General features: G+C 71.6%; 22 protein-coding genes. 13 read left to right on the forward strand and 9 right to left on the reverse strand.

Features of this window, described 5'->3' with window-relative positions; all coding sequences use genetic code 11:
- The first annotated feature begins 58 nt into the window (after positions 1-58).
- Both ACWEJ6_RS23130 and ACWEJ6_RS23135 read left to right on the forward strand, forming a co-directional pair.
- On the forward strand, positions 59-1249 hold the full coding sequence (locus tag ACWEJ6_RS23130; RefSeq protein WP_387669099.1) for a helix-turn-helix domain-containing protein: 1191 nt from the start codon (positions 59-61) through the stop codon (positions 1247-1249).
- Between the two features lie 95 nt (positions 1250-1344).
- Entirely contained in the window at positions 1345-1545 is a 201-nt protein-coding gene (locus tag ACWEJ6_RS23135) for a hypothetical protein (protein ID WP_358282364.1), read from the forward strand.
- Positions 1546-1585: 40 nt separating this feature from the next.
- Here ACWEJ6_RS23135 and trpS read toward each other — a convergent pair whose 3' ends face one another.
- Both trpS and ACWEJ6_RS23145 read right to left on the reverse strand, forming a co-directional pair.
- Positions 1586-2590, reverse strand: coding sequence for a tryptophan--tRNA ligase (gene trpS / locus ACWEJ6_RS23140; RefSeq protein ID WP_364338250.1), 1005 nt, complete (start codon positions 2588-2590; stop codon positions 1586-1588).
- A gap of 14 nt (positions 2591-2604) precedes the next feature.
- A complete protein-coding gene (locus tag ACWEJ6_RS23145; RefSeq protein WP_452426057.1) occupies positions 2605-3918 on the reverse strand; it encodes a hemolysin family protein in 1314 nt (437 codons plus the stop codon).
- Between the two features lie 86 nt (positions 3919-4004).
- Here ACWEJ6_RS23145 and galE point away from each other — a divergent pair, with 86 nt between their 5' ends.
- Positions 4005-4955 (forward strand): UDP-glucose 4-epimerase GalE, encoded by a 951-nt coding sequence (gene galE / locus ACWEJ6_RS23150; protein ID WP_387669103.1) that lies wholly within the window; start codon positions 4005-4007, stop codon positions 4953-4955.
- Positions 4956-5174: 219 nt separating this feature from the next.
- Positions 5175-6407, forward strand: a complete 1233-nt coding sequence (locus ACWEJ6_RS23155; RefSeq protein WP_452426060.1) for an MFS transporter — start codon at positions 5175-5177, stop codon at positions 6405-6407.
- 34 nt (positions 6408-6441) lie between these two features.
- Here the strand turns inward: ACWEJ6_RS23155 and ACWEJ6_RS23160 are convergent, their stop codons facing one another.
- The 3 genes from ACWEJ6_RS23160 to ACWEJ6_RS23170 form a co-directional block, all read right to left on the reverse strand.
- The gene (locus ACWEJ6_RS23160) at positions 6442-7416 is read right to left on the reverse strand and encodes a malate dehydrogenase (RefSeq protein WP_452426062.1); all 975 of its coding nucleotides are present in this window, start codon (positions 7414-7416) and stop codon (positions 6442-6444) included.
- A gap of 55 nt (positions 7417-7471) precedes the next feature.
- Positions 7472-9574 (reverse strand): serine/threonine-protein kinase, encoded by a 2103-nt coding sequence (locus tag ACWEJ6_RS23165; RefSeq protein WP_452426064.1) that lies wholly within the window; start codon positions 9572-9574, stop codon positions 7472-7474.
- 288 nt (positions 9575-9862) lie between these two features.
- Entirely contained in the window at positions 9863-10396 is a 534-nt protein-coding gene (locus ACWEJ6_RS23170) for a hypothetical protein (protein ID WP_452426066.1), read from the reverse strand.
- 68 nt (positions 10397-10464) lie between these two features.
- Between ACWEJ6_RS23170 and ACWEJ6_RS23175 the strand changes: the two genes are divergently transcribed.
- Both ACWEJ6_RS23175 and ACWEJ6_RS23180 read left to right on the forward strand, forming a co-directional pair.
- Complete coding sequence (locus tag ACWEJ6_RS23175) at positions 10465-12129, forward strand: hypothetical protein (protein WP_452426068.1); 1665 nt, start codon at positions 10465-10467, stop codon at positions 12127-12129.
- The gene (locus tag ACWEJ6_RS23180; protein WP_452426070.1) at positions 12126-13208 is read left to right on the forward strand and encodes a hypothetical protein; all 1083 of its coding nucleotides are present in this window, start codon (positions 12126-12128) and stop codon (positions 13206-13208) included. Before ACWEJ6_RS23175 ends, ACWEJ6_RS23180 begins: the two co-directional genes overlap by 4 nt.
- Here ACWEJ6_RS23180 and ACWEJ6_RS23185 read toward each other — a convergent pair.
- Positions 13202-14230, reverse strand: coding sequence for a polysaccharide deacetylase family protein (locus tag ACWEJ6_RS23185; RefSeq protein ID WP_397165237.1), 1029 nt, complete (start codon positions 14228-14230; stop codon positions 13202-13204). The two genes, ACWEJ6_RS23180 and ACWEJ6_RS23185, sit on opposite strands and share 7 nt — an antisense overlap.
- A gap of 108 nt (positions 14231-14338) precedes the next feature.
- Positions 14339-14836, reverse strand: a complete 498-nt coding sequence (locus tag ACWEJ6_RS23190) for an SgcJ/EcaC family oxidoreductase (protein WP_452426072.1) — start codon at positions 14834-14836, stop codon at positions 14339-14341.
- A 66-nt stretch (positions 14837-14902) separates the two neighbouring features.
- Here ACWEJ6_RS23190 and ACWEJ6_RS23195 point away from each other — a divergent pair, with 66 nt between their 5' ends.
- Together ACWEJ6_RS23195 and ACWEJ6_RS23200 are read left to right on the forward strand one after the other, a co-directional pair.
- Entirely contained in the window at positions 14903-15361 is a 459-nt protein-coding gene (locus ACWEJ6_RS23195; protein WP_397170516.1) for a MarR family winged helix-turn-helix transcriptional regulator, read from the forward strand.
- Positions 15362-15463: 102 nt separating this feature from the next.
- The gene (locus ACWEJ6_RS23200) at positions 15464-15979 is read left to right on the forward strand and encodes a pyridoxamine 5'-phosphate oxidase family protein (protein WP_452426074.1); all 516 of its coding nucleotides are present in this window, start codon (positions 15464-15466) and stop codon (positions 15977-15979) included.
- Positions 15980-16004: 25 nt separating this feature from the next.
- On the opposite strand, the gene lysA is transcribed toward ACWEJ6_RS23200, so the two are convergent.
- Positions 16005-17240, reverse strand: coding sequence for a diaminopimelate decarboxylase (lysA, locus tag ACWEJ6_RS23205; protein ID WP_452426076.1), 1236 nt, complete (start codon positions 17238-17240; stop codon positions 16005-16007).
- A 122-nt stretch (positions 17241-17362) separates the two neighbouring features.
- On the opposite strand from lysA, the gene ACWEJ6_RS23210 reads away from it, so the two are divergent.
- The 5 genes from ACWEJ6_RS23210 to ACWEJ6_RS23230 are packed head-to-tail and all read left to right on the forward strand — an operon-like array spanning position 17363 to position 22177.
- Positions 17363-18232 (forward strand): ABC transporter substrate-binding protein, encoded by an 870-nt coding sequence (locus ACWEJ6_RS23210; protein WP_358282336.1) that lies wholly within the window; start codon positions 17363-17365, stop codon positions 18230-18232.
- Positions 18229-19059, forward strand: coding sequence for an amino acid ABC transporter permease (locus ACWEJ6_RS23215; protein ID WP_358282334.1), 831 nt, complete (start codon positions 18229-18231; stop codon positions 19057-19059). Before ACWEJ6_RS23210 ends, ACWEJ6_RS23215 begins: the two co-directional genes overlap by 4 nt.
- 1 nt (position 19060) lies before the next feature.
- Positions 19061-19813 carry an amino acid ABC transporter ATP-binding protein gene (locus tag ACWEJ6_RS23220; protein WP_387669274.1) on the forward strand — a complete coding sequence of 251 codons (753 nt, stop codon included), beginning with the start codon at positions 19061-19063 and terminating at the stop codon, positions 19811-19813.
- A gap of 31 nt (positions 19814-19844) precedes the next feature.
- Positions 19845-21428 carry an amidohydrolase family protein gene (locus ACWEJ6_RS23225; protein ID WP_397165229.1) on the forward strand — a complete coding sequence of 528 codons (1584 nt, stop codon included), beginning with the start codon at positions 19845-19847 and terminating at the stop codon, positions 21426-21428.
- The gene (locus ACWEJ6_RS23230; protein WP_452426079.1) at positions 21425-22177 is read left to right on the forward strand and encodes a serine hydrolase; all 753 of its coding nucleotides are present in this window, start codon (positions 21425-21427) and stop codon (positions 22175-22177) included. The genes ACWEJ6_RS23225 and ACWEJ6_RS23230 overlap by 4 nt, the downstream gene beginning before the upstream one ends.
- Here the strand turns inward: ACWEJ6_RS23230 and ACWEJ6_RS23235 are convergent.
- Positions 22146-23069: a LysR family transcriptional regulator gene (locus ACWEJ6_RS23235; protein WP_357969738.1), complete on the reverse strand. Its 924-nt coding sequence runs from the start codon at positions 23067-23069 to the stop codon at positions 22146-22148. The genes ACWEJ6_RS23230 and ACWEJ6_RS23235 overlap by 32 nt on opposite strands.
- Positions 23070-23105 lie beyond the last annotated feature (36 nt).

Consider the following 23105-nt stretch of genomic DNA (forward strand, 5'->3'; position numbering starts at 1 on the left):
CCGCTCCGGTGACCCTAGCCTGTGCTGTGTTGGGACCGAGCCAGGAGGCGTCACCCCCATGACCGACATCAGCACCGGGCAGATGGTGCGACTCCAGCGCGAACGAAGGGGCATGAGCACGACCGCGCTGGCGACCCAGTCCGGCTGCACCACCCGGCACATCGAACTGATCGAACACGGAAAACGCACCCCCTCGCTGCCCCTTCTCCGCGAGATCGCCAAGGTCCTCGGCGTACGGACCGCCGTGCTCCTGGGCGAGACCCCCCGCGACTCCCACGAGCCCAGCAGGCCGCAGATCCGCGACATCGAGCGCGCCCTGTTCGCCTGCCGCGCCGGCGAGCCCGACCTCGAACCGCCCGACGCCGAGCAGCTGACCGAACGCGTGGCGGCGGCGCGCAACGCCTGGTTCACCTCGGCCCGCCGGTACTCGATCCTGATGGCCGCGCTGCCCTCGCTGGTCTCCGACGCCGAGAGCCTGGCGGCCGAGCGCACCCCCGCGGCCTACCGGACCGCGACGGACGCGTACATGCTGGCCAGAGGGGTGCTCAAGCACCTGCAACGGGTGGACCTCGCGCACCTGGCCGCCGACCGGGCCATGCGTTACGCCGAGGAGTCGGCCGACCCGCTGATGCTCGCCTGGGCCCACTGGAACCTCGGCCAGTCGATGCTCTCCGACGACATGCACCAGATCGCCCACGACGTGGCCCGGCGCGGCATCGAGATCCTCGAACCCCACGTGGCCGACGGCGACGTACGGCACATCAAGGCGCTCGGCGCGCTGCACCTGCTGGCCGCCATCAGCGCGGCCAGGGGCGGCGACGACGAGCAGGCCAGGGAGACCGTGCGCGGCGCCGCCGCCCGGCTCGCCGACCGCGCCGACGACCACTCCGACGCCTACGACCTGGCCTTCTTCGGCCCCACCAACGTCGCCATCCACATGGCCAGCATCGAGCACGACACCGGCCGCCCCGAGGCCGTGCTGCGGCTGGCCGACGACATCGACATCCGCAGGACCCCGTCCATCGAGCGGCGCACCACGCATCTGTGCCAGGTCGCCCGCGCCTGCGAAGACCTGGGCGACGACGCCGCGAGCCTGGTCTACCTGCTGCGGATCGAGCGCGAGAGTCCCGAGGAGCTCGACCACAAGCTGCTGCTGCGGGAGATGGTGCGCTCGCTGGTGCGCCGCGCGCGTCCGTCGTGGGCGCCGGAGGTGCGCTTCCTCGCCGAGCGCCACAACATCGACGTGTGAGGCCGTCCACCGAACTCTGAGTTCGCTCCGGCCGAACGAGGAGATCTGTCGCCGCGGTTCGTCACGCAGCGGGCCCGGCGTGGCACTGTGCGTCCATGACCACAACGCCGAGTGCTGACGTCGTCATGGAACGCCTGCTGGAGGAGGCCATGCGCGAGTTCCCCGGCTGGGCGTTCAGCCGGGGACGGTCGGGCTGGACCGCCGTGTCGGGCGGTGTGCGGCTGACCGGCCGCAGCCTGGCCGCGCTCCGCGCACGCCTGCGCGTACGCCCCCTCGACCAACGCGCACGCCTGTGACGACCGGAGGAAGGGCGGCAGGCCCGCCGCCCTTCCCGCGTCACACCTTGGGCAGGAAGCCCACCCGGTCGCGAACCTCGGCCATCGTCCGCCGGGCCACGGCGGCGGCGCGCTCGGCGCCGACGGCCAGCAGGCGGTCGAGCTCGACCTCGTCGGCCAGCAGCTTCTCCGTGCGCTCGCGGATCGGCGTGAACGTCTCCACGACCGCCTCGGCGACGTCCTTCTTGAACGTGCCGTAGCCCTGGCCCGCGTAGCGGGCGACCAGGTCGGGGATGGGCGTGCCGGTCAGCGCCGACTGGATGCGCAGCAGGTTGGAGATGCCCGGCTTGTTCTCCTCGTCGAACAGCACCTCCGAGCCCGTGTCGGTCACCGCGCGCATGACCTTCTTGCGCAGCGGCCCCGGCTGCTCCAGCACGTCGAGGATGCCCGCCGGGCTGGAGGACGACTTCGACATCTTCGCCGTCGGGTCCTGGAGGTCGGTGATCTTCTCGACCTCCTTGAGGATGTACGGGTCGGGCAGCGTGAAGGTGTCGCCGAAGCGGTGGTTGAAGCGCTGGCCCAGGTCGCGGGTGAGCTCCAGGTGCTGCTTCTGGTCGGCCCCCACCGGGACGGCGTTGGCCTGGTAGAGCAGGATGTCGGCGGCCTGCAGGATCGGGTAGGTGAACAGCCCGACGCTGGCCGCGCTCTCGCCGAACTTGGCCGACTTGTCCTTGAACTGCGTCATCCGGGCAGCCTCGCCCATGCCGGTGAGGCAGATCAGGATCCAGGCGAGCTCGGTGTGCTCGCGCACGTGCGACTGCACGAAGACGGTCGAGCGCTCGGCGTCGAGGCCGGCGGCGAAGAGCTGCGCGGCGGCCACCCGGCTGCGCCGGCGCAGGGCGGCGGGCTCGGTCGGCACGGTGATCGCGTGCAGATCGACCACGCAGTAGAAGGCGTCGTGGGTCTCCTGCATGGTGACCCACTGACGGACCGCACCCAGGTAGTTGCCCAGGTGGAAGGAGTCCGCGGTGGGCTGGATGCCGGAGAGAACACGAGGTCTGGCCATAGCAGGCAATTGTGTCAGGAATCCTGGTCGGGCGGCGACTCGGCGGCGGCCCGGCGTTTCACCCGCACCCGCGCGATCCGGCGACCGTCCAGCTCGGTGACGGTCAGCTCGAAGCCCTGGATCTCCACCTGCTCGCCGGCGGCCGGCACGTGCCCCAGCATGGCCATCACGAACCCGCCCAGCGTCTCGTACGGGCCGTCGGGCAGCCGTACGCCGGTCTCGGTGGCGAAGTCGTTGAGGTTGGTCAGGCCGTCGATCTCGATCTCGCCGGCGGGCAGGACGACGACGTCCTCCTCGACGTCGTACTCGTCCCTGATGTCGCCGATCAGCTCCTCGACCAGGTCCTCCATGGTGACGATGCCGGCGGTGCCGCCGTACTCGTCGACCACGATGGCCAGGTGCTGGCCCTCGTCGCGCATCTCGTTCAGGGTGCTCAGCAGGCGCTTGGAGGCGGGCACGAACTTGGCGGGCCGGATCGGCACGACCGCGCTGATGGGCTCGGTACGCCCGATCAGCTGGGGGTCGAGCAGGTCGCGCACGTGCACGAAACCGATGACCTCGTCGTATGAGTCGCGGTAGACGGGGAAGCGGGAGTGCGGGAGCGCGGCGGCCAGGTTCGCGGCCTCGGCCAGCGGCGTCTCGGCGTCCATGAACTCGACCTCGGTGCGGGGCAGCATGACCTCGCGGAGCTGGCGCTTGCCGGCGGCGAACACCTCGGCGATGAGCTTGCGCTCGTCGGCGGTGAGCTCGGCGTGCCCGACGACCATGTCGCGCAGCTCCTCGGTGGTGACCTCCTCCCGGTCGGCCTCCGGGTTGCCGCCGAGCAGCCGGACGACCAGGTCGGTCGACTTCGACAACATCCAGATGATCGGGCGCGACAGGGCGGCGATCCGGTCGAGGAAGGGCGCGACGAACAGCGACAGCCCCTCGGTGCGCTGCAGGGCCAGCCGCTTGGGGGCCAGCTCGCCGAGCACCAGCGAGACGTACGAGATGGCCAGCGTCACCAGCACGAGCCCGAGCACGGGCGCGACCCCCCGCGGCACCCCCCAGCGTTCCAGCACCGGGACGAGCTCCATCCCGAGCCGGTCGGCGCCGAAGGCGGCCGAGAGCATGGTGGCGACGGTCACCCCGATCTGCACCGCCGACAGGAAACGGTTGGGGTCGCGGGCCAGCTTGGCCACCCGCTCGCCCCTCCGGCCGCGCTCGGCGAGCTTGCGGACCTGGCTCTCGCGCAGGGAGACCATCGCGATCTCCGCGCCCGCGAAGAACCCGCCGACCAGGATGAAGAGCAGGACCAGGGCGATGTTCGCCGCGAGGGTGTCAAACATGGTGGTTGGCAGCGTACTCGGCGGGTTTCCCGCGTATGCTGAACGGCAAGCCGTACAAAATTAAACATATGTAAACAGGAGTACACATGAGGCTGTTGGTCACCGGAGGCGCCGGGTACGTCGGCAGCGTCGTCGCCGCGCAGCTCGTCGAGGCGGGGCACGAGGTGACCGTGCTCGACGACCTGTCCACGGGCCACGAGGACGCGGTGCCCGAGGGCGCCCGGTTCGTGCGCGAGTCGATCACGAACGCCCACGACGCGCTCGACGGCATGGACGCCGTGCTGCACTTCGCGGCCAAGTCCCTGGTGGGCGAGTCGGTGGAGAAGCCCGGCCTCTACTGGGCCGGCAACCTCGGCGGCACGCTGGCTTTGCTCGACGCGATGCGCGACAAGGGCGTGCGCCGGATCGTCTTCTCCTCCACGGCGGCCACGTACGGCGAGCCCGAGCGCTCCCCCATCGAGGAGGACGACCCGACGCGCCCGACCAATCCCTACGGCGCCTCGAAGCTGGCCGTGGACACCGCCCTGAGCGCCTACGCGGGCATCCGCGGGCTCGGCGCGGTGAGCCTGCGCTACTTCAACGTGGCCGGCGCCTACGGCCGCTTCCGCGAGCGCCACACGGTCGAGACCCACCTCATCCCGAACGTGCTCAAGGTGGCCACCGGCGAGCGCGACTCGGTGAGCGTCTTCGGCACCGACTACCCCACCGCCGACGGCACCTGCGTGCGCGACTACGTCCACGTCGGCGACCTGGCGCGGGCGCATCTGCTGGCGCTGGAGGCGGTCGCCGAGGGCGAGCACAAGATCTACAACCTGGGCAGCGGCACCGGGTTCAGCGTGCAGGAGGTGATCTCGGTCTGCCGCGAGGTCACCGGCCACGAGATCCCGGCCGTCGTCGGCGACCGGCGGCCCGGCGACCCGGCCGTCCTGGTGGCCTCGTCCGCGCGGATCCAGCGCGACCTGGGATGGAAGGCGGAACGGGCGGCGCTGCGCGACATCGTCTCCGACGCGTGGACGGCACTTTCCGGGAACGCCTGATCCGGGCGGCGTTTATATGCTGTGATACCGAAATGTGAGGAGCTTTTCACCAAGGGTCACGAAGCTGCTCTTTGGTGCCCTCATCCTGCTGGGCAGCCTCGCCGCGGCGGCCGGGGTGATCTACGCGACCTCCCAGCCCGCGCCGGCCGCCCAGCTCGTCCCTTCCTGTCCGGGGGCGGATGAGAAGGACGTTTCCCCACACAAGTAGCCTGTTCCGCCGTGTCACTCCTCCCCGAGAGCGGGCCCGTGCGCGCGCTCACGTACGCCACACTCCTGCGTGCCCTCGGCCGCGGCCTGTTCGTCACGGTGAGCGTGCTGTTCTTCAAACTGTCGGTCGGCCTGTCGGACGGCGAGATCGGGCTGGGGATGACGATCGCCGCGGCCGTCGGGCTCGCCGCCGGGCTGCCCGCCGGGCGGCTGTCCGACCTGGTCGGGCCGCGCGGGGTGCAGATCGCCTTCTCCGCCGCGGGCGGGTTGCTGGTGCCGGTGTACGCGCTGGTGTCGGGGTTCGCCGGGTTCGTCGTGGTGGCCACTCTGGTGACGTTCGCCGAGGCCGGTGAGGGCACCGCGCGGGCGGCGCTGGTGGGGGGCGCGGTGCCGGCGGCCGACCGGGTGCGGGTGCGCGCGTACCTGCGGGCCGTGACCAACGTCGGCTGGTCGGTCGGCGGGCTCGGGGCGGGTGCGGCGCTGCACTTCGACAGCCGTCCCGTGTACCTGGGGATGATCTTCGGGTGCGCGCTCTGTTATCTCGGGAGCGCGCTGCTGGGGTTCCGGGTGCCGGCCGTCGCGCCCGTTCCGCGCAAGGCGGGCGAGCCGGTCTGGATCGTGCTGCGCGACCGGCCGTACGCGGTGCTGGCGCTGCTCAACGCGGTGCTGTTCATGCAGAACGGGCTGCTCACCATCGCGATCCCGCTCTGGGTGGCCGGCCGGACCTCGGCGCCCACGTGGACGGTGGCGGCCGTCGCCATGATCAACACCGTCACCGTCACGGTCCTGCAGGTGCGGCTCAGCCGCGGCACCGACGACGCGGCCGGCGCGGCCCGCGCCCAGCGCCGCTCGGGCGTGTTCCTGCTGCTGGCCTGCGTGCTGCTGGCCCTGGCCGCCGGACAGCCGGCCTGGGTGGCGGTGGTGGCCCTGTTCGGCGGCGCGCTGCTGCACGTCTTCGGGGAGCTGCTGCAGGCCGCCGGCTCGTGGGGGTTGTCGTACGAGCTGGCGCCGCCGCACGCCATCGGCCAGTACCAGGGCCTGTACGGCATGGGCCAGCAGGTGTCCAACATCGTCGTGCCCGCCGTCATGACCACGGTCATCGTGGGCTGGGGGCTGCCGGGCTGGCTGCTGTTCGGCGGGGTCTTCCTGGCCGCCGGGCTGGCCGTGCCGCCGGTGACGCGCTGGGCCGAGCGCACCCGCGGGGCCGCGCTCCCCCTCACGACGGCGGACGCGCGCCCCCGCTGAGCCGGGGACGCGCGTCCGAGGTGTCGCGCCGGGTTCAGATGAGGCCGAGCTCGCGGACGGCGTCGCGCTCCTCGGTCAGCTCGCGCACGCTGGCGTCGATGCGCTCGCGGGAGAAGGAGTCGATCTCCAGGCCCTGGATGATCTCGTACCGGCCGTTGACCGAACGCACCGGGAAGGACGAGATGAGCCCCTCGGGCACGCCGTACGAGCCGTCGGAGACGACGGCGGCCGAGGTCCACTCGGTGCCGTTGACCCAGTCGTATACGTGGTCGATCGCGGCGTTGGCGGCCGAGGCGGCCGAGGAGGCGCCACGGGCCTCGATGATGGCGGCGCCGCGCTTGGCGACCGTCGGGATGAACGTCTCGCGCAGCCACTCGCCCTCGACCTGCTCGGCCGCGATCTTGCCGCCGACCTCGGCGTGGAACAGGTCGGGGTACTGGGTGGCGGAGTGGTTGCCCCAGATGGTCATCTTCTTGATCTCGGTGACCGGGACCTGGAGCTTGGCGGCGAGCTGGGACAGCGCGCGGTTGTGGTCGAGGCGGGTCATCGCGGTGAACCGCTCGGCCGGGACGTCGGGCGCGTGCTGCTGGGCGATGAGCGCGTTGGTGTTGGCCGGGTTGCCCACGACCAGGACGCGGATGTCGTCGGCGGCGTGCTCGTTGATCGCCTTGCCCTGGGGGCCGAAGATGCCGCCGTTGGCGCCGAGCAGGTCGCCGCGCTCCATGCCGGCCTTGCGCGGCATGGCGCCGACCAGCAGGGCGACGTTGGCGCCGGCGAAGGCCACGTTGGCGTCGTCGGTGATCTCGATGCCGGACAGCAGCGGGAACGCGCAGTCGTCGAGCTCCATGGCGGTGCCCTCGGCCGCCTTCACCGCCTGCGGGATCTCCAGCAGGCTCAGCTTGACCGGGACGTCAGCGCCGAGCAGCTGTCCCGACGCGATGCGGAACAGCAGTGCGTAGCCGATCTGACCGGCGGCCCCGGTGACGGTTACCTTGACGGGCGTGGCCATGGCCTTCCCCTAACTCGCTGGATGAATTCGTTGGACTTTCGGATGTTACCGCTCGTCATCCGCAGGGCTCCATCGCGGGCACCTTCAGCTCGGGCCGGAAGTCGACCTTGTCGAAGTGGCTGCTCAGGAGCTTCTTGATGGCGCCCGTGCGGTAGAGGTCGGCGATGACGCCCTTGACCGCGGTGCAGGTCTTGGCGTCGCCGTCGCGGATGCCGACCGCGTACCGCTCGTTGTCGAGCTTGGCGCCGATGATCTTGTAGCGCATGTTCTCCCGGCTGGCGAACCCGGCCAGGATCAGGTCCTCGCCGGGCACCGCGTCGACCTTGCCGTTCCTGAGCAGGTCCATGCAGGCCGCGTAGTCGCCGGCGGTCACGGGCTCGACCTTCACCCGGTCCTGCACCTCGCCGACCGTCGGGGTGTCGAGCGCGCAGATCTTCTTGCCCTTGAGGTCGTCCAGCGAGTCGATGCCGGTGCCGGCGCGGACCAGCACGTCGCGGTGGGCCACGTAGTACGGCCCGGCGAACCTGGTCTCGCTCTTGTCCACCGAGTACGTGGCGACGACCAGGTCGACCCTGCCCTCGGCCAGCGCGGCCGCCCGGTCGTTCCGTCCGACCCGGGTGAACACCGTCTCCTCGGCCCCGAGCGCGGCGGCCACGAGCTTGGCCACCTCGACGTCGAACCCGCTGAAGTCGTCGCCGTTCTGCAGGCCGACGCCCGGCAGGTCGCCCTTGACGCCGACGATGATCTTTCCGGTCTGGGCGACCTTGTCCACCACCGAGGCGAACGTGGGGGGCCGCGAGTTCTTCTTCCCCGTCGGCACGGGGGTCACGACCTCGCCCTTGAACGCCAGCGGCGACCAGCCGTTCGCCATCGCCGCGACGGCCACGACCGCCAGCATGACGAGCGCGGCGGCCAGCGCGAGCCACACCTTGAGCCGCCGCCGGCCGCCGGACGGCACCGGCTCGTCAAGGGGCCTCGCCGCCGGGCCCTGGCCCTGGCCCTGGCCCTGGACTTGGCCCTGGCCGGACTGCACGGTCTCCACACGCCCGGAGACACCGGTCCCGGTGCCGGTCGTGTGCGGGGTGCCGGTCGTGTGCGGGGTGCCGGTGCCGGTCGGGTGTGCGGACCTGGCGCCGGTCGGGTGCGCGGAGCCGGTGCCGGTCGTGGCCGGGTGGGCGGGGGCGGTGCCGGCGGCCGTGCCGGACGGGGGGCCGGCGGGGTGGCCGGTGGCCTGCGTGGCGGGCCGGTCGGTGATGGACGTGGCCGACACCCGCGTGAACGGCGTCGTGTCGTCGCCGGCCACCTGCACGCCCCTGGTGAGCACCGCCGTCGAGGCCCCGGCCGCCGTGCCGGTCTGCCCGAGCAGGCGCAGCAGGAGCTGGTCGGCCGAGGGACGCTCGTCGGGCGACTTGGCCAGCGCCGAACGCACCACGCCCCGCAGCGGCTCGTGCATCATCTCCACGTCGACCTCGTGGTTCAGGATGCGGTTGAGCACCACGGCGATCGACTTGCCCTCGAAGGCCGCCTTCCCGGTGGCCGCGAAGGCCATGGTCGCGCCCCAGGCGAACACGTCCGTGAAGGGCCCGATGTCGTCGCCGGCGATCTGCTCGGGCGCCATGTAGGCGGGCGTGCCGATCGCGCGGCTGGTGATCGTGCCGGTCGAGTCGATGATGCGGGCGATGCCGAAGTCGACCACGCGCGGCCCGTCGGCGGCGATGAGCACGTTGTCGGGCTTGAAGTCCCGGTGGACGATCGAGGCGTGGTGGATGGCGGTGAGCGCGGTGGCCGTGCCGATGGCCAGCCGGTCGAGCACCGTGCCGCTGAGCGGGCCGTCGGTCTCGACGATGTCGCGCAGCGCCCGCCCGTCGATGTACTCGCTGGCGATGTACGGCGTGTCGCCGTCGAGGTCGGCCTCCATCACCCGCGCGGTGCAGAAGGAGGCCACCCGCTGCGCCGCCTTCAGCTCCCTGGCGAAGCGCGACCTGGCGATCGTGTCACCGCTGAACTTCACGTGCAGCAGCTTGATCGCGGCCCGCTCGCCCTGCTCGTTGACGCCCAGGTAGACGATCCCCTGGCCGCCCTCGCCGATCCGTCCGGACAGCCGGAACGATCCCAGCAGCGCTGGATCGCCGGCCACCAGCGGCGCGATCTGCGGCATTCGTCTTTCCCCACGTTCACTGAACCCCAACCACGCAAACTTTACGACGCTCAGCAACTTCCCAGGGATCCGTTAACCGTTCGTGACTCACCGGTTTTTGCACAAAGCCCGTACACAGCGTCCATTCGGACCCTGTAACAGCGGTCTTGACTGGTTGGTCGCAGATCACGGATCGGGTCTTCGACGACCTCCTCGCACGCCGCGGACATCAGGCTGCAATCAGGAAATCCTCCTTCCAACCTGGCGTCCCAACTCTGCCGGTCGCTACGGTTGATCAACATGAGCCGGTCACCGGCAGCTGAGGTCCGCCGCATGGAACGAGTCACCGATGGTCTCCGGTCGCACGGCGACGCTCCCCCACCAGCGATCGACCTCCAGCACCACATGGGGACCCGAGGAGGTGGCGGCATCGCAGTCCGTGACGACCAGGCCGAGGCTCAGCGACACGCCCTGCCCGGCGGGGATCGTCAGGGGCAGGGCGCGGCCGTCCTCGCCCCGCGCCGACGTCACCGTCAGCCCCGCTCCCTCCACGCCCACCCCGGTGACCGTCACGGGGAAGTGGCCCTGGTTGTGGAAGTACCGGCTCACCGTGCCCTGGAGACCGGTCGGCCGGCCGAGCTCGTCCTGGTACATCCTGACGGAGGAGTGTCCCAGCCCCAACTCCTCGACGCGCGGGAACAGGGCACCGCTGGACCAGCCGGCCAGGACGAGGAGCACCGTCGCCACGCCGGCGGCGGCGACCGCGCGCCAGCGCCACGCCTGCCGGCGGGTGAGCATGCCCGCCCGGTGGTCGAGCCGTTCCCAGATCTCCGGAGAAACCACGCCAGCCCCTTCCGTCCCGGAAAGGCGTATTGTGCACCCTTCCTGGGCAGGCCGAAAGACGCCTCTTCATGGTGATCGCGATCGTCGTCGCCGTCGCGGCGCTGTCGGCGGCGACAGCGGCGCTCATCGCGAACAGGCCGATGAGCCGTGCCGCCGCGAACCGGTTCTCGGCCCGGCAGCAGGTGCTCTTCACCGCGTTCAACGGCCCGGTGATCCTGCGCCACATGCAGGTCACCCGGCGGTTCCGGTGGGCGGGGGCGAGTGCGGGAACGGTTCTCATGGCCCTGCCGCTGGTCTCGGGCGACGTCGGCCTCCGCCTCTTCCTGCCGGTGGGCGGCTGGACCCTCGGCGTGCTGGCCGGCGAGCTGTCCAAGGGCCGCGGGCCGAGGCCACGGACGGTCCGCGCGCCGCGGCCGGACCTCGGGTCACGGCCGCTCGTCATCGTCTGGCGCATCTGCGCCGCCCTCTCCTGCGGCGTCGCGCTCTCCGTGGTGGCACGTTCCTTCCTGGGTGACGTCGGATCCGCCGGACGCGCCGCCGCCGCGTGGACGCTCGCGGTCGTGGTGATCGTCCAGGCCGTGCTGCACGATCTGGGCCGGCCCCTCGCGCAGGGGCCCGCCGATCTGGTCGCCGCAGAGGCGGCCATGAGGTCGGACACGGCCCGGGCGCTGATGGCGGGCGGGAGCGCGGCAGCGCTGTGGGCGGCGCCGCTCTCCGAGCTGCCCGATCTCCGCGACGACCTGCTTCTCCTCAGCCACGTGGCGGTTTGGGGACTGCCCCTGCTCGCCTGGATCCTCTCCGGACGTTTCCGGCCCGGTGTGCCGGGCCGGTGGCGGGCCATACTGGCGGCGCTGGTCACCGTCTGCCTGATCACGGCCTGGAACGGCCTCGTGGTCCGGCGCTACAGCTCTCCCCCTCCTCCCGCGGCGCTCACCGGGCCGCTCCCCGCGCCCATCGGCTACGCCGACGTGAGCCGCTACCAGTGGCGGTTGCACCTGAGACGCGCCGGCTCATGGCAGACGGTCGACCTTCCCCAGGCCCGCACGGTGGTGCCGATCAGCAATCGCCGGGCGCCGCTCGTGATCAGCGGCGACGGCTACCGCCTCATCTACCTGGACGCGGCGACCGGCCGTCTCGTGCTGCACGACCTGTCCGCCGAGAAAGCCGCGCGCCCGCTGACCGGGCCCGGCGAAGGCGTGCCCGACGCGGCCTTCGGCCAGGACGACCGGCACGTCATCCTGACCTGGCCGGACGGAGTCGACCTGGTGGACGCCGTCACTGGGGCCCGGAGGCGGCTGCCCGGCATCGGCCGCGTGATCGGCGTCGTGCCCGGCAAGGTGGTCGCCACCACCGGCCGACGGGCCCTGGAGGGCGCCCCCGACACCGAGCTGGTCACGCTCGACGCACAGGGGGCCGTACGCGCCAGGACGCCCTTCGACCCGGCGTTGCAGGCGCTGCTCACGCCCGACGGCGACCGCCTGGTCCTCGTCTCGGACAACGAGGTGCTGACCATGGATCCGCGCACCGGCGGCCGGGTGCGGGGCCGCGCGACGCTGGGCGGGCCGGGCGCCGAGGCCGAGCTGGTGCGGTGGACGGAGGACGGGCGCCTGCTCGTCATGCTCGGCTGGGACGATCCCGTCCTGTACCTCGTGGACCTGGAGACGGGGAAGAGCCGCCAGGTGAAGAACGTCCCCTCCCGCCTCGGCGAGGTCGTCGTCGGCAGGCTGGCGTGACGCGCCGCCGGAGGCGTCCCTGGCGGGCGGGGGCCGCCGCCCTGAGCGTGGCTCTGGCCGCCGCGTGGGTCGCCGCGCCCCTGTCGGCGGAGCCCGGCGTGCGGTTCGTCCGCTCCCAGCCGGTCACGCCCGGCAGGACGGCCAAAGAGCCGGCGAAGCCCGCGAAGCGCACGAAGTACGCCACCTCGATCCGCTACGCGTACGTCCCGAGCTGCGAGGAGTGCGCGCACATGATCCTCGTCGGGGACGGCGTGGAGCGCGGCCGCCTGCCGTACAGCTTCGACCAGACGATGTTCGCCCTCAGCCGGGACGGCCGGCGTGCCGCCTTCCTGAGGGACAGCGACAACACCTACGTCGTGGCCGACCTGCGGACGGGAGCCGTCGAACGGCTCCCCGTCAGGCAGCCGCGCGGGACCGTCACGGCGTTGTTCGGCGCTCAGCCACCGCTGTTCTCCCTGGACGGCCGGCACGTGCTCCTCCAGCCCGACCATCTGACCAAGGACACCGACGTGGTGCTGGAGCCGCCCGTGATCGTGGACGTCGCGCGCGGCACCGCCACCCGCCTCCCGGACCGCGGGCAGGTCACCGGATGGACGTCGGAAGGTCTCGTCATGAAGAGCGTCGAGCCCACCCGCCGCTCCCCGGGCCACCTCAGGTCGGTGTGGTTCGCCGTCTACTCGCCCAAGGGCGACCTGCTGCGCAGCTACACCATGCCGGGCAACGTGGAGTGGGCCATCGAGCCGTCCCCCTCCGGCCGCCTGATCGCGTCACGGCACCGGGAGCTCACCCCCGGCGGCGTGCTCCCGCAGGGCCTCGCCCTGTGGGACACGAAGACCGGCGAACACGTGCGCACGGTCACGCCGCGGCTGGCCACCGGCTGGTGGCTCGCCGCCCTGCTGCGCTGGGAGGACGAGGACACCCTCACGGTCAGGGCGAACGGCCCGCTGGGCGAGACCGCCTACCTGGTGCTGGACCTGCGCACCGGGGCCGCCCGCCCGATCGGCGTCACCGGCGAGGTGGCCGACTTCATGCTGCAACCCGCCGAGCTGAGCGTGGCGCTCGGGCGCGTCCGTCAGTAGGGCAGGCTCCAGGTGGTGAAGGACTTGCGCAGGTACGGGTTCTTGAACTTCGGGTACGCGACCGTGCTGACGTCACCGTCCGAGGTGTAGCGCATGTCCGGGTTGTTCTTGAGCCAGTCGAGCCAGGCCGCCGAGCAGAACTGCGCGCAGTCGCCCTTCTTCTCCATGACCCGGATGCGCGGGATGCCGCCCGGGTCGAACGCCTTGCTGAACGGCGACGGCGCGGGCGTGTATCCGGCCAGGAACGCGCCGGCGTGGTTGTAGAGCTTGCCGTGCAGCGCCCAGTTCTTGTTGCGCGGCTGGTTGCCGTACGGCAGGGCGATGGAGTTGGGCTTGACCTTGGTCAGGTCGTCGATCTGCTTGGCGATGCCGCCGATCTGGTCCTCCACCTCCTTCTCCGAGCGTCCGTGCAGGTTGACGTGGTCACGGGTGTGGTTGCCGATGTCGAAGCCGTTGTCCTTGAGCCAGCCCAGCGTCTGGGCCTGCTCCTCGCGCACGGTCTTGCCGAACATGTCACGGGTGACGTAGAAGGTGGCGGCCGGCCGGAAACCCGGGTGCTTGGCGGCCACCTCGCGCAGGATCGCCACGGCGGTGTCCGGCTGCGGGACGCCCATCTCGTTCAGCGTGAGCTGCGAGGGCGAGGAGTCGTCGAACGTCAGGACCACGGGATGCTTGCCCGCCGGGACGTTGATCTTCCCGGTCACCATCTCCGACGCGCTGATCGGGACGTAGTCCTCCTTGACCAGCCGTTCCAGGTCCGAGCGGAACTGCTGCGGCGTCCTGTCGTCGGTGGTGGCCGGGTTCTTGATGACCCGGTGGAACATCAGCACCGGGATCTGGCCCAGCTCGTTCGCCTTGACCTTGCGCGCCAGCGCGATCTTGGCCGCCTTGCTCTGCTTCAGCTTGGCCGCGGCCTCGGCCTTGCTGTCGGTGATCTTGGCTGTGTCGGGCGGCGAGTCGCACCCGGTCAGGACGACGGCGGCCGCAAGGAGCCCCGCTCCTGTCAAAATACCCAGTCGCATCCGAACCCCCCGAGACGCGTACGACTGTTACAGGTTGGGCCTTACCCAGATGATCAACTGCGCCACGCCGCGACCTCGTCAAAGAAGGGTCAGGGATTGCGAAAAGCGTCATCCCCTGCCGAGGCCGAGCCTGCGGGCGACCCGGGCCATCAGCTGCGACATCCGGGACGGGAACGCGTCCGGCTCCGGGACGGTGACCGGCCGGACCCGGCCGTTGTGGATCGCGCCGATGCGCCAGCCCTGGCCCGTCCGCACCACGACGACGGTCTGCCGGGACAGCCGCCGCCTGGGCAGCGTGGACCGCCAGGGCATCAGGACGGAGGCCGTGCCGTGCACGACCGCCACGTCGGGGGTGAGGAAGCGCACCGACTCCAGGTCGCCGACGAGCGCCGAGCCGGCCAGGACGCCGCGGAAGAGCTTGTCGTGGTTGAGCTCGTGCGCGCGGCGGCCGCGGGCGATCGTGCCGTCGTAGGAGACGTAGTCGGAGTCGTCGGTGAACAGGGCGCCGAACGCGCGGGCGTCCCCGGCGGTCCAGGCCGTCATGAAGTCGGCGAACAGGCGCTGGATCTCGGCGGTGTCGGACGCGGCGAGGGTGGTCGAGCGCATGGCGGTGCCTCCGGAAGTGATATCGTCATTTCGACTGACGAAAAGTACGATACCAGAAAGGTTCGAATGTCGAAACGTGCCGTCATCGGAGAGATCGCCATGGAGCTCCGGCAGTTGCAGCAGAGCTTCGACGCCTTCGACGAGGCCGCCGCGGCCCGGCTCCGCCTCAACCGCACCGACCTGCGCTGCCTCGACGTCGTCCTGGCCGAGGGCCCGGTCGCCGCGGGCGCGCTCAGCCTCGCGCTGAAGCTGAGCCCGGCGGCCGTCACCACCGTCATTGACCGGCTGGAACGCGCGGGCATGGTGGCCCGCGCGCCCGATCCGGGCAACCGCCGCCGCGTCCTGGTCGCCGCCACCGACGCCGCCCGCGCCGCCGAGGCCGAGATCTTCGTCCCGGTCGGCCAGGCGGGCGCGCGGGCGCTGGAGGGGTACGGGCCGGACGAGCTGGCGGTGATCCTCGGCTTCCTGCGCACCGCTCGCAGGGTCCAGGAGGAACAGGCGGCCCGCGTCAGAGATTCGTCCTGAGTTCCGGAAAACACGACACAGGGTGTCGGGTTTCCGGTCGAGCATGGTCCCACCGGCCGGCGCCGACCGCGGGCCGGTACGTACGTACAGACAAGGACCTCAATGCGCGAAACCCCGCAGGAGCTCGAAGAGCTCCAGGCGCTCCTGGACGCCTCGCTCTCCCGCTCCACCTCGCACCTGCGCTCGATCGTCACCGAGCGCACCCTGACCGCCGAGCAGCTCACCGGGCTCCTGACCGGCATGCGCGTCCTCGCCGTGTCCACCGTGACGGCGAAGGGCGAGCCGCGGATCAGCGGCGCCGACGGCCACTTCCTGCACGGCAAATGGCACTTCGGCACGGCCCGCGGCGCCGCCAAGGCACGCCACCTCGCCACCCGCCCGGCGGCCAGCGTCGCCCACATGCGCGGGGAGGACCTGGGCGTGTTCACCCACGGCAGGGTGGAGATCCTCAACCCGCGGGACGGCGAGCCGGCCGCCGACTGGCCGGCCATCCTGGACTACTTCAAGGACTTCTACGGCGCGGACGCCTTCGACTGGGAGAACGACGTGGTCTACTACCGGCTGCACCCGAGCTGGATGACCGCCTACGCCCCCGACCTGGCCAAGCTCACGCCCTGAGCGCCGGCGCGGCTTCGCGGCCGCGTCACAGGTAGAGCCGCAGCAGGTCCTCCTCGCTCTCGCGGCGGACGATGACCCGCGCCTGCCCGTCGCGCACCGCGACCACCGGCGGCCTGGGCACGTGGTTGTAGTTACTGGCCATCGAGCGCTGGTAGGCGCCCGACACCGGGACGGCGAGCAGGTCGCCGGGCCGCACGTCGCCAGGCAGCGCGATGTCCCTGACCAGCACGTCCCCGCTCTCGCAGTGCTTGCCGACCACGGTGAACGCGCTCGTGGGGGCGTCGGAGGCGCGGTTGGCCAGGGCGGCGGTGTAGGCGGCGCCGTACATGCCGGGGCGGGGGTTGTCGCTCATGCCGCCGTTCACGCTCACGTACCGGCCCTTGATCGTGCCGATCTCGTACAGGGCGACCGTGGACGGCCCGGCGATCGACCTGCCGGGCTCGACGGCCAGGTGCAGGCCCGCGGTCTCCTTCCTGAGCACGGCGAGCAGCTCGGCGGGCGTGGGCGGGGTGGGGTCGTCGGGCGTGTAGGCGATGCCGAGGCCGCCGCCCAGGTCGAGCCTGGTGACGCCGGTCTCGGCGGCGAAGGCGGCCATCCTGGCGGCGGCGGTGCCGAAGCCGTCCAGCTCGAAGATCTGCGAGCCGATGTGGGAGTGCAGGCCGTACAGCTCCAGCGCGGGCTCGGCGGTCACCTGCGCCACCGCGAGCGCGGCGGCGCCGGCGCTCAGCGAGAAGCCGAACTTGGAGTCCTCGCCGCCGGTGGCGATGAAGGCGTGGGTGTGCGGGTCCACGCCCGGCGTCACCCTGATCATCACCCGCTGCCGGACGCCCAGGGAGGCGGCGATCTCGGCGAGCCTGGCGATCTCGGCGAAGGAGTCGACGACCACGCAGCCGATGCCCCAGGCCACGGCCCTGCGCAGCTCGTCGGCCGACTTGTTGTTGCCGTGGAAGACGACCCGCTCCGGCGGCATCCCGCCGGCCATGGCCACGGCGAGCTCGCCGCCCGTGCAGACGTCCAGGGACAGGCCCAGCCGGTCCAGCCAGCGCACCACCTCGGGGCAGAGGAACGCCTTGCCGCCGTAGTGCACGTCGCCGTCGGGCAGCGCGTCCAGCCAGGCGCGGGCGCGGGCGGTGAAGTCGGCCTCGTCCAGCACGTACGCGGGCGTGCCGTGCTCCCGGGCCAGTTCGACCGCGCCGATCCCGCCGAGCCGCAGCTCCCCGTCGTGCCATGTGGCGGTCTGGGGCCAGATGTCCAAACTCATGAGGGGCGAGCGTAGACAACCGCGAGGGCATGAAGGGTCGAGCATCGACGGATTCGTTGCTGAGGGTCGCATGCCTTCACGAGGCTTGGTGCCGCCTGACGGCCTGGCCACGATGACATGCCATGCGAACACACCTGGTCATCGCCCTGGTGGCGGCCTGCGCGCTCGGCGCGGGATGCGGGAGGTCCACCTCGGGTACGGCGGCGGCCCCCACGCCGCCCTCCTCGACCGGCAAGAGCGCCAAGGACCTCGTCCCGGATTCCGTACGGAAGTCCGGCGAGCTCCGCATGGCGACCTCGGAAGGCTATCCCCCGATGGAGATGTACAAGCCGGGCACCCAGGAGATGACCGGCGTCGACGCCGACCTGGCCGTGGCGGTCGGCGAGCGGCTCGGGCTGAAGACCCGGATCATCAACGCCTCCTTCGACGGCCTCATCCCCGGCCTGCAGGGCGGCCGGTGGGACATCGCCATGGCCGCGCTCAGCGACCTCGAACAGCGCCGCAAGGCCGTCGACTTCGTCGACTACTTCAACGCCGGCGGCTCGATCATGGTCAAGAAGGGCAACCCCGAGGGCATCAAGACCCTTGAGGACCTGTGCGGCAAGAAGGTCGTCCTGGCCAAGGGCAGCTCCAACCTGGAGATCGGCAAGCGCCAGAACGAGAAGTGCGCCCAGAAGATGGAGATCATGCAGAGCGAGGACGCCCCCACCGGCCTGCTCACCATCGACTCCGGCCGTACCGTCGCCACGATCGTCGACTCCCCCGTGGCCGCCATGTACGCCAAGGAGACCGGCAAGTACGAGGTCCTGGCCGAGCAGTACGACGCCGGCCCCTGGGGCATCGCGATCGACAAGAAGCAGACCGGCCTGCGCGACGCCGTCGCCAAGGCGCTCCAGGAACTGATCGACAGCGGCGAGTACGGCAAGATCCTGGAGAAGTACGGCACGACGGCCAACGCCGTGCCCAAGGTCACGATCAACACCGGCGCATGATGGAACTCCCGATCGAGGCGGTGAAGCCGCCCAGGCCCGGGCGGCTCGTCGCGGCGGTGGTCGCGGCGCTGGTGATGGCGTGGCTGGCCTACACCGTCATCGTCAACCCCAACCTCCACTGGGACGTCATCGCCGAGTTCCTGCTGGACGGCCGCGTGCTCGGCGGCCTGTGGATCACGATCGCGCTCACCGCGCTGTCCATGGTCATCGGCGTCGCCCTCGGTGTGGTCGCCGCCGTCATGCAGCTGTCGGACAGCCCGGTGCTGCGCGGCGCGGCCGGCCTCTACACCTGGTTCTTCCGGGGCACGCCGCTGCTGGTGCAGCTCATCTTCTGGTTCAACATCGGCCTGGTCTTCCCCGAGATCGGGCTCGGCGTGCCGTTCGGCGGCCCGATGTTCCTCCAGTGGCCGGCCAACGAGCTGATCACGCCGTTCACGGCGGCGCTGCTCGGGCTGACCATCAACGAGGGCGCGTACATGGCCGAGATCGTCCGCGCGGGCATCCGTTCGGTGGATCCCGGGCAGCGGGAGGCGGCCGAGTCGCTGGGCATGACGCACCGGCAGATCCTGCGCAGGGTCGTGCTGCCGCAGGCGATGCGGGTGATCATCCCGCCGACCGGCAACCAGTTCATCTCCATGCTGAAGACCACCTCGATGGTCTCGGTCATCTCCGGCGCGGAGCTGCTGACCGTCTCCCAGCGCATCTACCTGGACAACTTCGAGGTGATCGCGCTGCTGGTGGTCGCCTCCACCTGGTACCTGCTGCTCACCACCGTGGCCACCTTCGGCCAGCGCTCCCTGGAGAGGAGGTTCAGCCGTGGCCACTAGCATGGTGAAGATCGAATCGGTCCGGAAGCGCTTCGGCCAGCTGGAGGTGCTGAAGGGCGTCAGCCTCGACGTGCCGGCCGGCGCGGTGGTCTGCGTGGTGGGCCCGTCCGGGTCCGGCAAGTCGACGCTGTTGCGCTGCGTCAACCGGCTGGAGACGATCGACGCGGGCCGGGTGTGGGTCGACGGCGAGCTCATGGGCTTCAGCGAGCAGGGCGGCAAGCTGCACCTGCTGCGGCCCGGCGAGCTGTGCCGCCAGCGCCAGGAGATCGGCATGGTCTTCCAGCGCTTCCACCTGTTCCCGCACATGACCGCGCTGGAGAACGTCATGGAGGGCCCGTGCACGGTCAAGCGCCTGCCGAAGGCGAAGGCGGCCGAGCGCGCGATGACGCTGCTCGACCGGGTGGGGCTGGCCGACCGGGCCGGCCACTACCCCAGGCAGCTGTCGGGCGGCCAGCAGCAGCGGGTCGCGATCGCGCGCAGCCTGGCCATGGACCCCAAGCTCATGCTGTTCGACGAGCCGACCAGCGCGCTCGACCCCGAGCTGGTGCAGGAGGTGCTGCAGGTCATGCGCGACCTGGCGGCCAGCGGGATGACGATGATCGTGGTGACCCACGAGATGGGCTTCGCCAGAGAGGCGGGCGACCACCTGGTGTTCATCGACGACGGCGTGATCGTGGAGGAGGGGCCGCCGCGCGAGGTGCTGTCCGCGCCGCGTCACGAGCGCACCCGCGCCTTCCTCGGGCAGGTGCTGTGAACGGCTCGCTTCTCAGGGAGGGTTCGGCCACGTGAGCCTCGACATGCTGATCAGCGGTGGCCTCGTGGCCGACGGGACGGGCGCGCCGCTGCGCCGGGCCGACGTCGGCGTCCGCGGTGACCGCCTCGTCCTGCTGCCCGGAGGCGGCCCGTCCGACGGCGGCGGGGGGCGGGTGATCGACGCCGCCGGGCTGGTGGTCGCGCCCGGGTTCATCGACGTGCACACCCACTCCGACGCGGTCACCCTGCTCGGGGAGGCGGGCCGGGAGCTGGCCGCCGCGCCCGTGCTCATGGGCGTCACGGTGGAGATCTGCGGCAACTGCGGGTCGAGCCTGTTCCCGGCGCTGCCCGAGCGGGTGCCGGCGCTGCGCCGGTCGAGCCGGGCCGGTTTCGGCGGCGACATCCCGATTTTTGAGGACTACGACGGGTTCGTCGCGGCGCACGAGCGGGCCCCCCGGTCGAACCACCTGACCTCCCTCGTCGGCCACGGCACCCTGCGGGCCGGCGTGCTCGGCTACGAGGACCGCCCGGCCACCCCCGCCGAGCTCGCCACCATGTGCGCGCTGCTCGACGAGGCGCTGGCCGCCGGCGCCGCCGGGCTGTCCACCGGCCTCATCTACACCCCCGGCACGTACGGCGACACCGCCGAGGTGGTCGCGCTGGCCCGCGTCGCGGCCCGGCACGGCAAGCCGTACGTCACCCACCTGCGGGACGAGATGTCGCGCGTGGAGGAGGCGCTGGAGGAGGCCGTCGAGATCGCCCGCAGCAGCGGGGCCGCGCTGCACGTCAGCCACCACAAGACGGCCGGCAAGCACGCCTGGGGCAAGACCCTGCGCACGCTCCCCCGCATCGCCGCGCTGCGTGCCCAGGGCATGGACCTCACCTGCGACGTCTACCCCTACACCGAGGGCAGCACGTCGCTGTCGGCGATGTTCCCTCCGTGGGCCAACGACGGCGGCACCGAGGCGCTGCTCGACCGGCTGCGCGACCCCGGCCAGCGCGACCGGATGCGCGCGGCCATCGAGGACGGCGTGCCGGGCTGGGAGAACACGGTCGGCAACGGCGGCTGGGACCGCATCTCGGTCGCCTGCGCCACCCGTCATCCCGAGGCCGAGGGCCGCACGATCGCCGAGCTGGGCGGCGACCCGGTGGACGCGGCGGCCGAGCTGCTGCTCGCCGAGGACGGCGAGGTGACCATCATCAGCCACTCCATGCGCGAGGACGACGTCCAGCGGGTCCTGGCGAGCGAGTACGTCATGATCGGCTCGGACGGCGTGCCCAAGCCGGGCCATCCGCACCCCCGGCTGGCCGGCACCTTCCCCAGGGTGCTCGGCCGCTACTCCCGCGACCAGGGACTGTTCCCGGTGGAGACCGCCGTCCACAAGATGACCGGCATGGCGGCCGACCGGTTCGGGCTGGCGGACCGGGGCGTCGTGCGCGACGGAGCGCACGCCGACCTGGTGCTCTTCGACCCCGCGACGGTGGCCGACGGCGCGACCTACGCCGACCCGCTGCTGCCTCCCGTCGGCATCAGGGCCGTCGTGGTGGCCGGACGGCTCGCCGTGGAGGACAACAGGCTCACCGAGGACAGACCAGGAAGGATCATCGGGCGGTGAACGACATCACGCTCGCCGTCGCGACGCGCGATCTGGTGACGGGCGAGTTCCACGGCGTCAACGAGGACGCCGAGCTGCCGCTGGCCAGCGTCGGCAAGCTGCTGCTGCTGGCCGAGGTGGCGATGAGCGTCGAGGGCGGCATCCTGGCCCCCGACACGCCCGTGACGCTGCACGACGACGACTACTGCGGCGGCTCCGGGCTGCTCACGTCGCTGTCCGCGCGCGTCTGGACGATCGGCGACCTCGCCCTGCTGACCGCCGCCGTCAGCGACAACACCGCCACGAACGCGCTGCTGCGCACGATCGGCCTGGACCGGGTCAACGCCGCCGCCGCGGCCCTCGGGCTGTCGCGGACCAGGCTGCTCGACCGCATCAGGGAACCGCGCACCCCGCAGGACCCGCCGACGTTCGCGATCGGCACCGCGGCCGAGCTGTCCGGCCTGGCCGCGCTGCTCGCCGGTCCGGGCGGCTGGCAGGCGCTCATGCGCGGCTGGATGCGGCAGAACACCGACCACGGGCTCGTCCCCGCCCTGGTCAGGCACGATCCCGAGGGCGACTGGCTGGCCAACAAGACCGGCACCGACGAGGGCGTCCGGTCCGACGTCGGCATCATGGACGGCCGCATCGCCTACGCCGTCCTGGCCCACGGCCCCGCGGGCAGCGAGCACGACCTGACCTCCGCCGTACGGCGGGCCGGCCTGGACGTCGCCGCCCGCCTCAGCGCAGCGACGGCTCCAGCGAGTTCCTGAGCTGGGCCGAGGCCGTACGCAGGTACGCCAGGAACGACCGGGCGGCCGGGTTGGGATTGGTCGGCCGCCTGGCCACGCCGATCCGGCGGAACAGGTTCGGCGTGGTCAGCCGGCAGGTGTGCAGCCCGGTCGCGCCCTGCAGGCCGAGGCTCGGCACCAGCGCGACGCCGAGCCCGGCCCGTACCAGGCCGATCGTCACCTCGTAGTGGTCGCTGCGGCAGCGGATCCGCGGCGAGAAGCCCTCCAGCGTGCTGGCCCGTTCCAGGATCGACACCGGGTGCTCGGCGCCGAACGTGGTGATCCACGGCTCCTCGGCCAGGTCCGCCAGCCGCACCTTGGGCCGCTGGGCGGCGGCGTGGCCGGTCGGCAGGACCAGCAGCTGCGGCTCGTCGAACAGGTGGACGACCTCCACCCCTTCCGGGCACTGCCACGGATCGAGCGCGTGCTCGAAGACCACCAGCACGTCGAGCGCGCCGCGCTCCAGATCGGGCAGCAGCTCGTACGGCTGGCCCTCCACCAGGTCGAGCGCCACCTTGGGATACCGGGAGGCGAACCGCGACAACGCCAGCGGCAGCAGCCGGTACCCGGCGGAGGCGAAGAAGCCGATGCGCAGCTCGCCGGCGTCCACCCTGGCCTGGGCGAGCAGGTCCTTCTCGGCCGCCTCGATGATGTCGACGACCTCCTGTGCGCGGATGGCCAGGCGGCGTCCCGCCTCGGTCAGCCGCAGGCTCTGGGCGTTGCGCTCGACCAGCCCGACCCCCGCCTCCTGCTCCAGCCGGGACAGCTGATGGGACACCGCGGACGGCGACAACTTCAGCACCCTGGCCGCACCGGCGATACTGCCCGTCCTGAACACCTCAAGCAGGACACGCAGCCGGTTACTACTCAACACGGGACCAAGAGTACGAGCTCCCCCACCTCACCCCGC

It is taken from the genome of Nonomuraea sp. NPDC004702 (assembly GCF_053601695.1).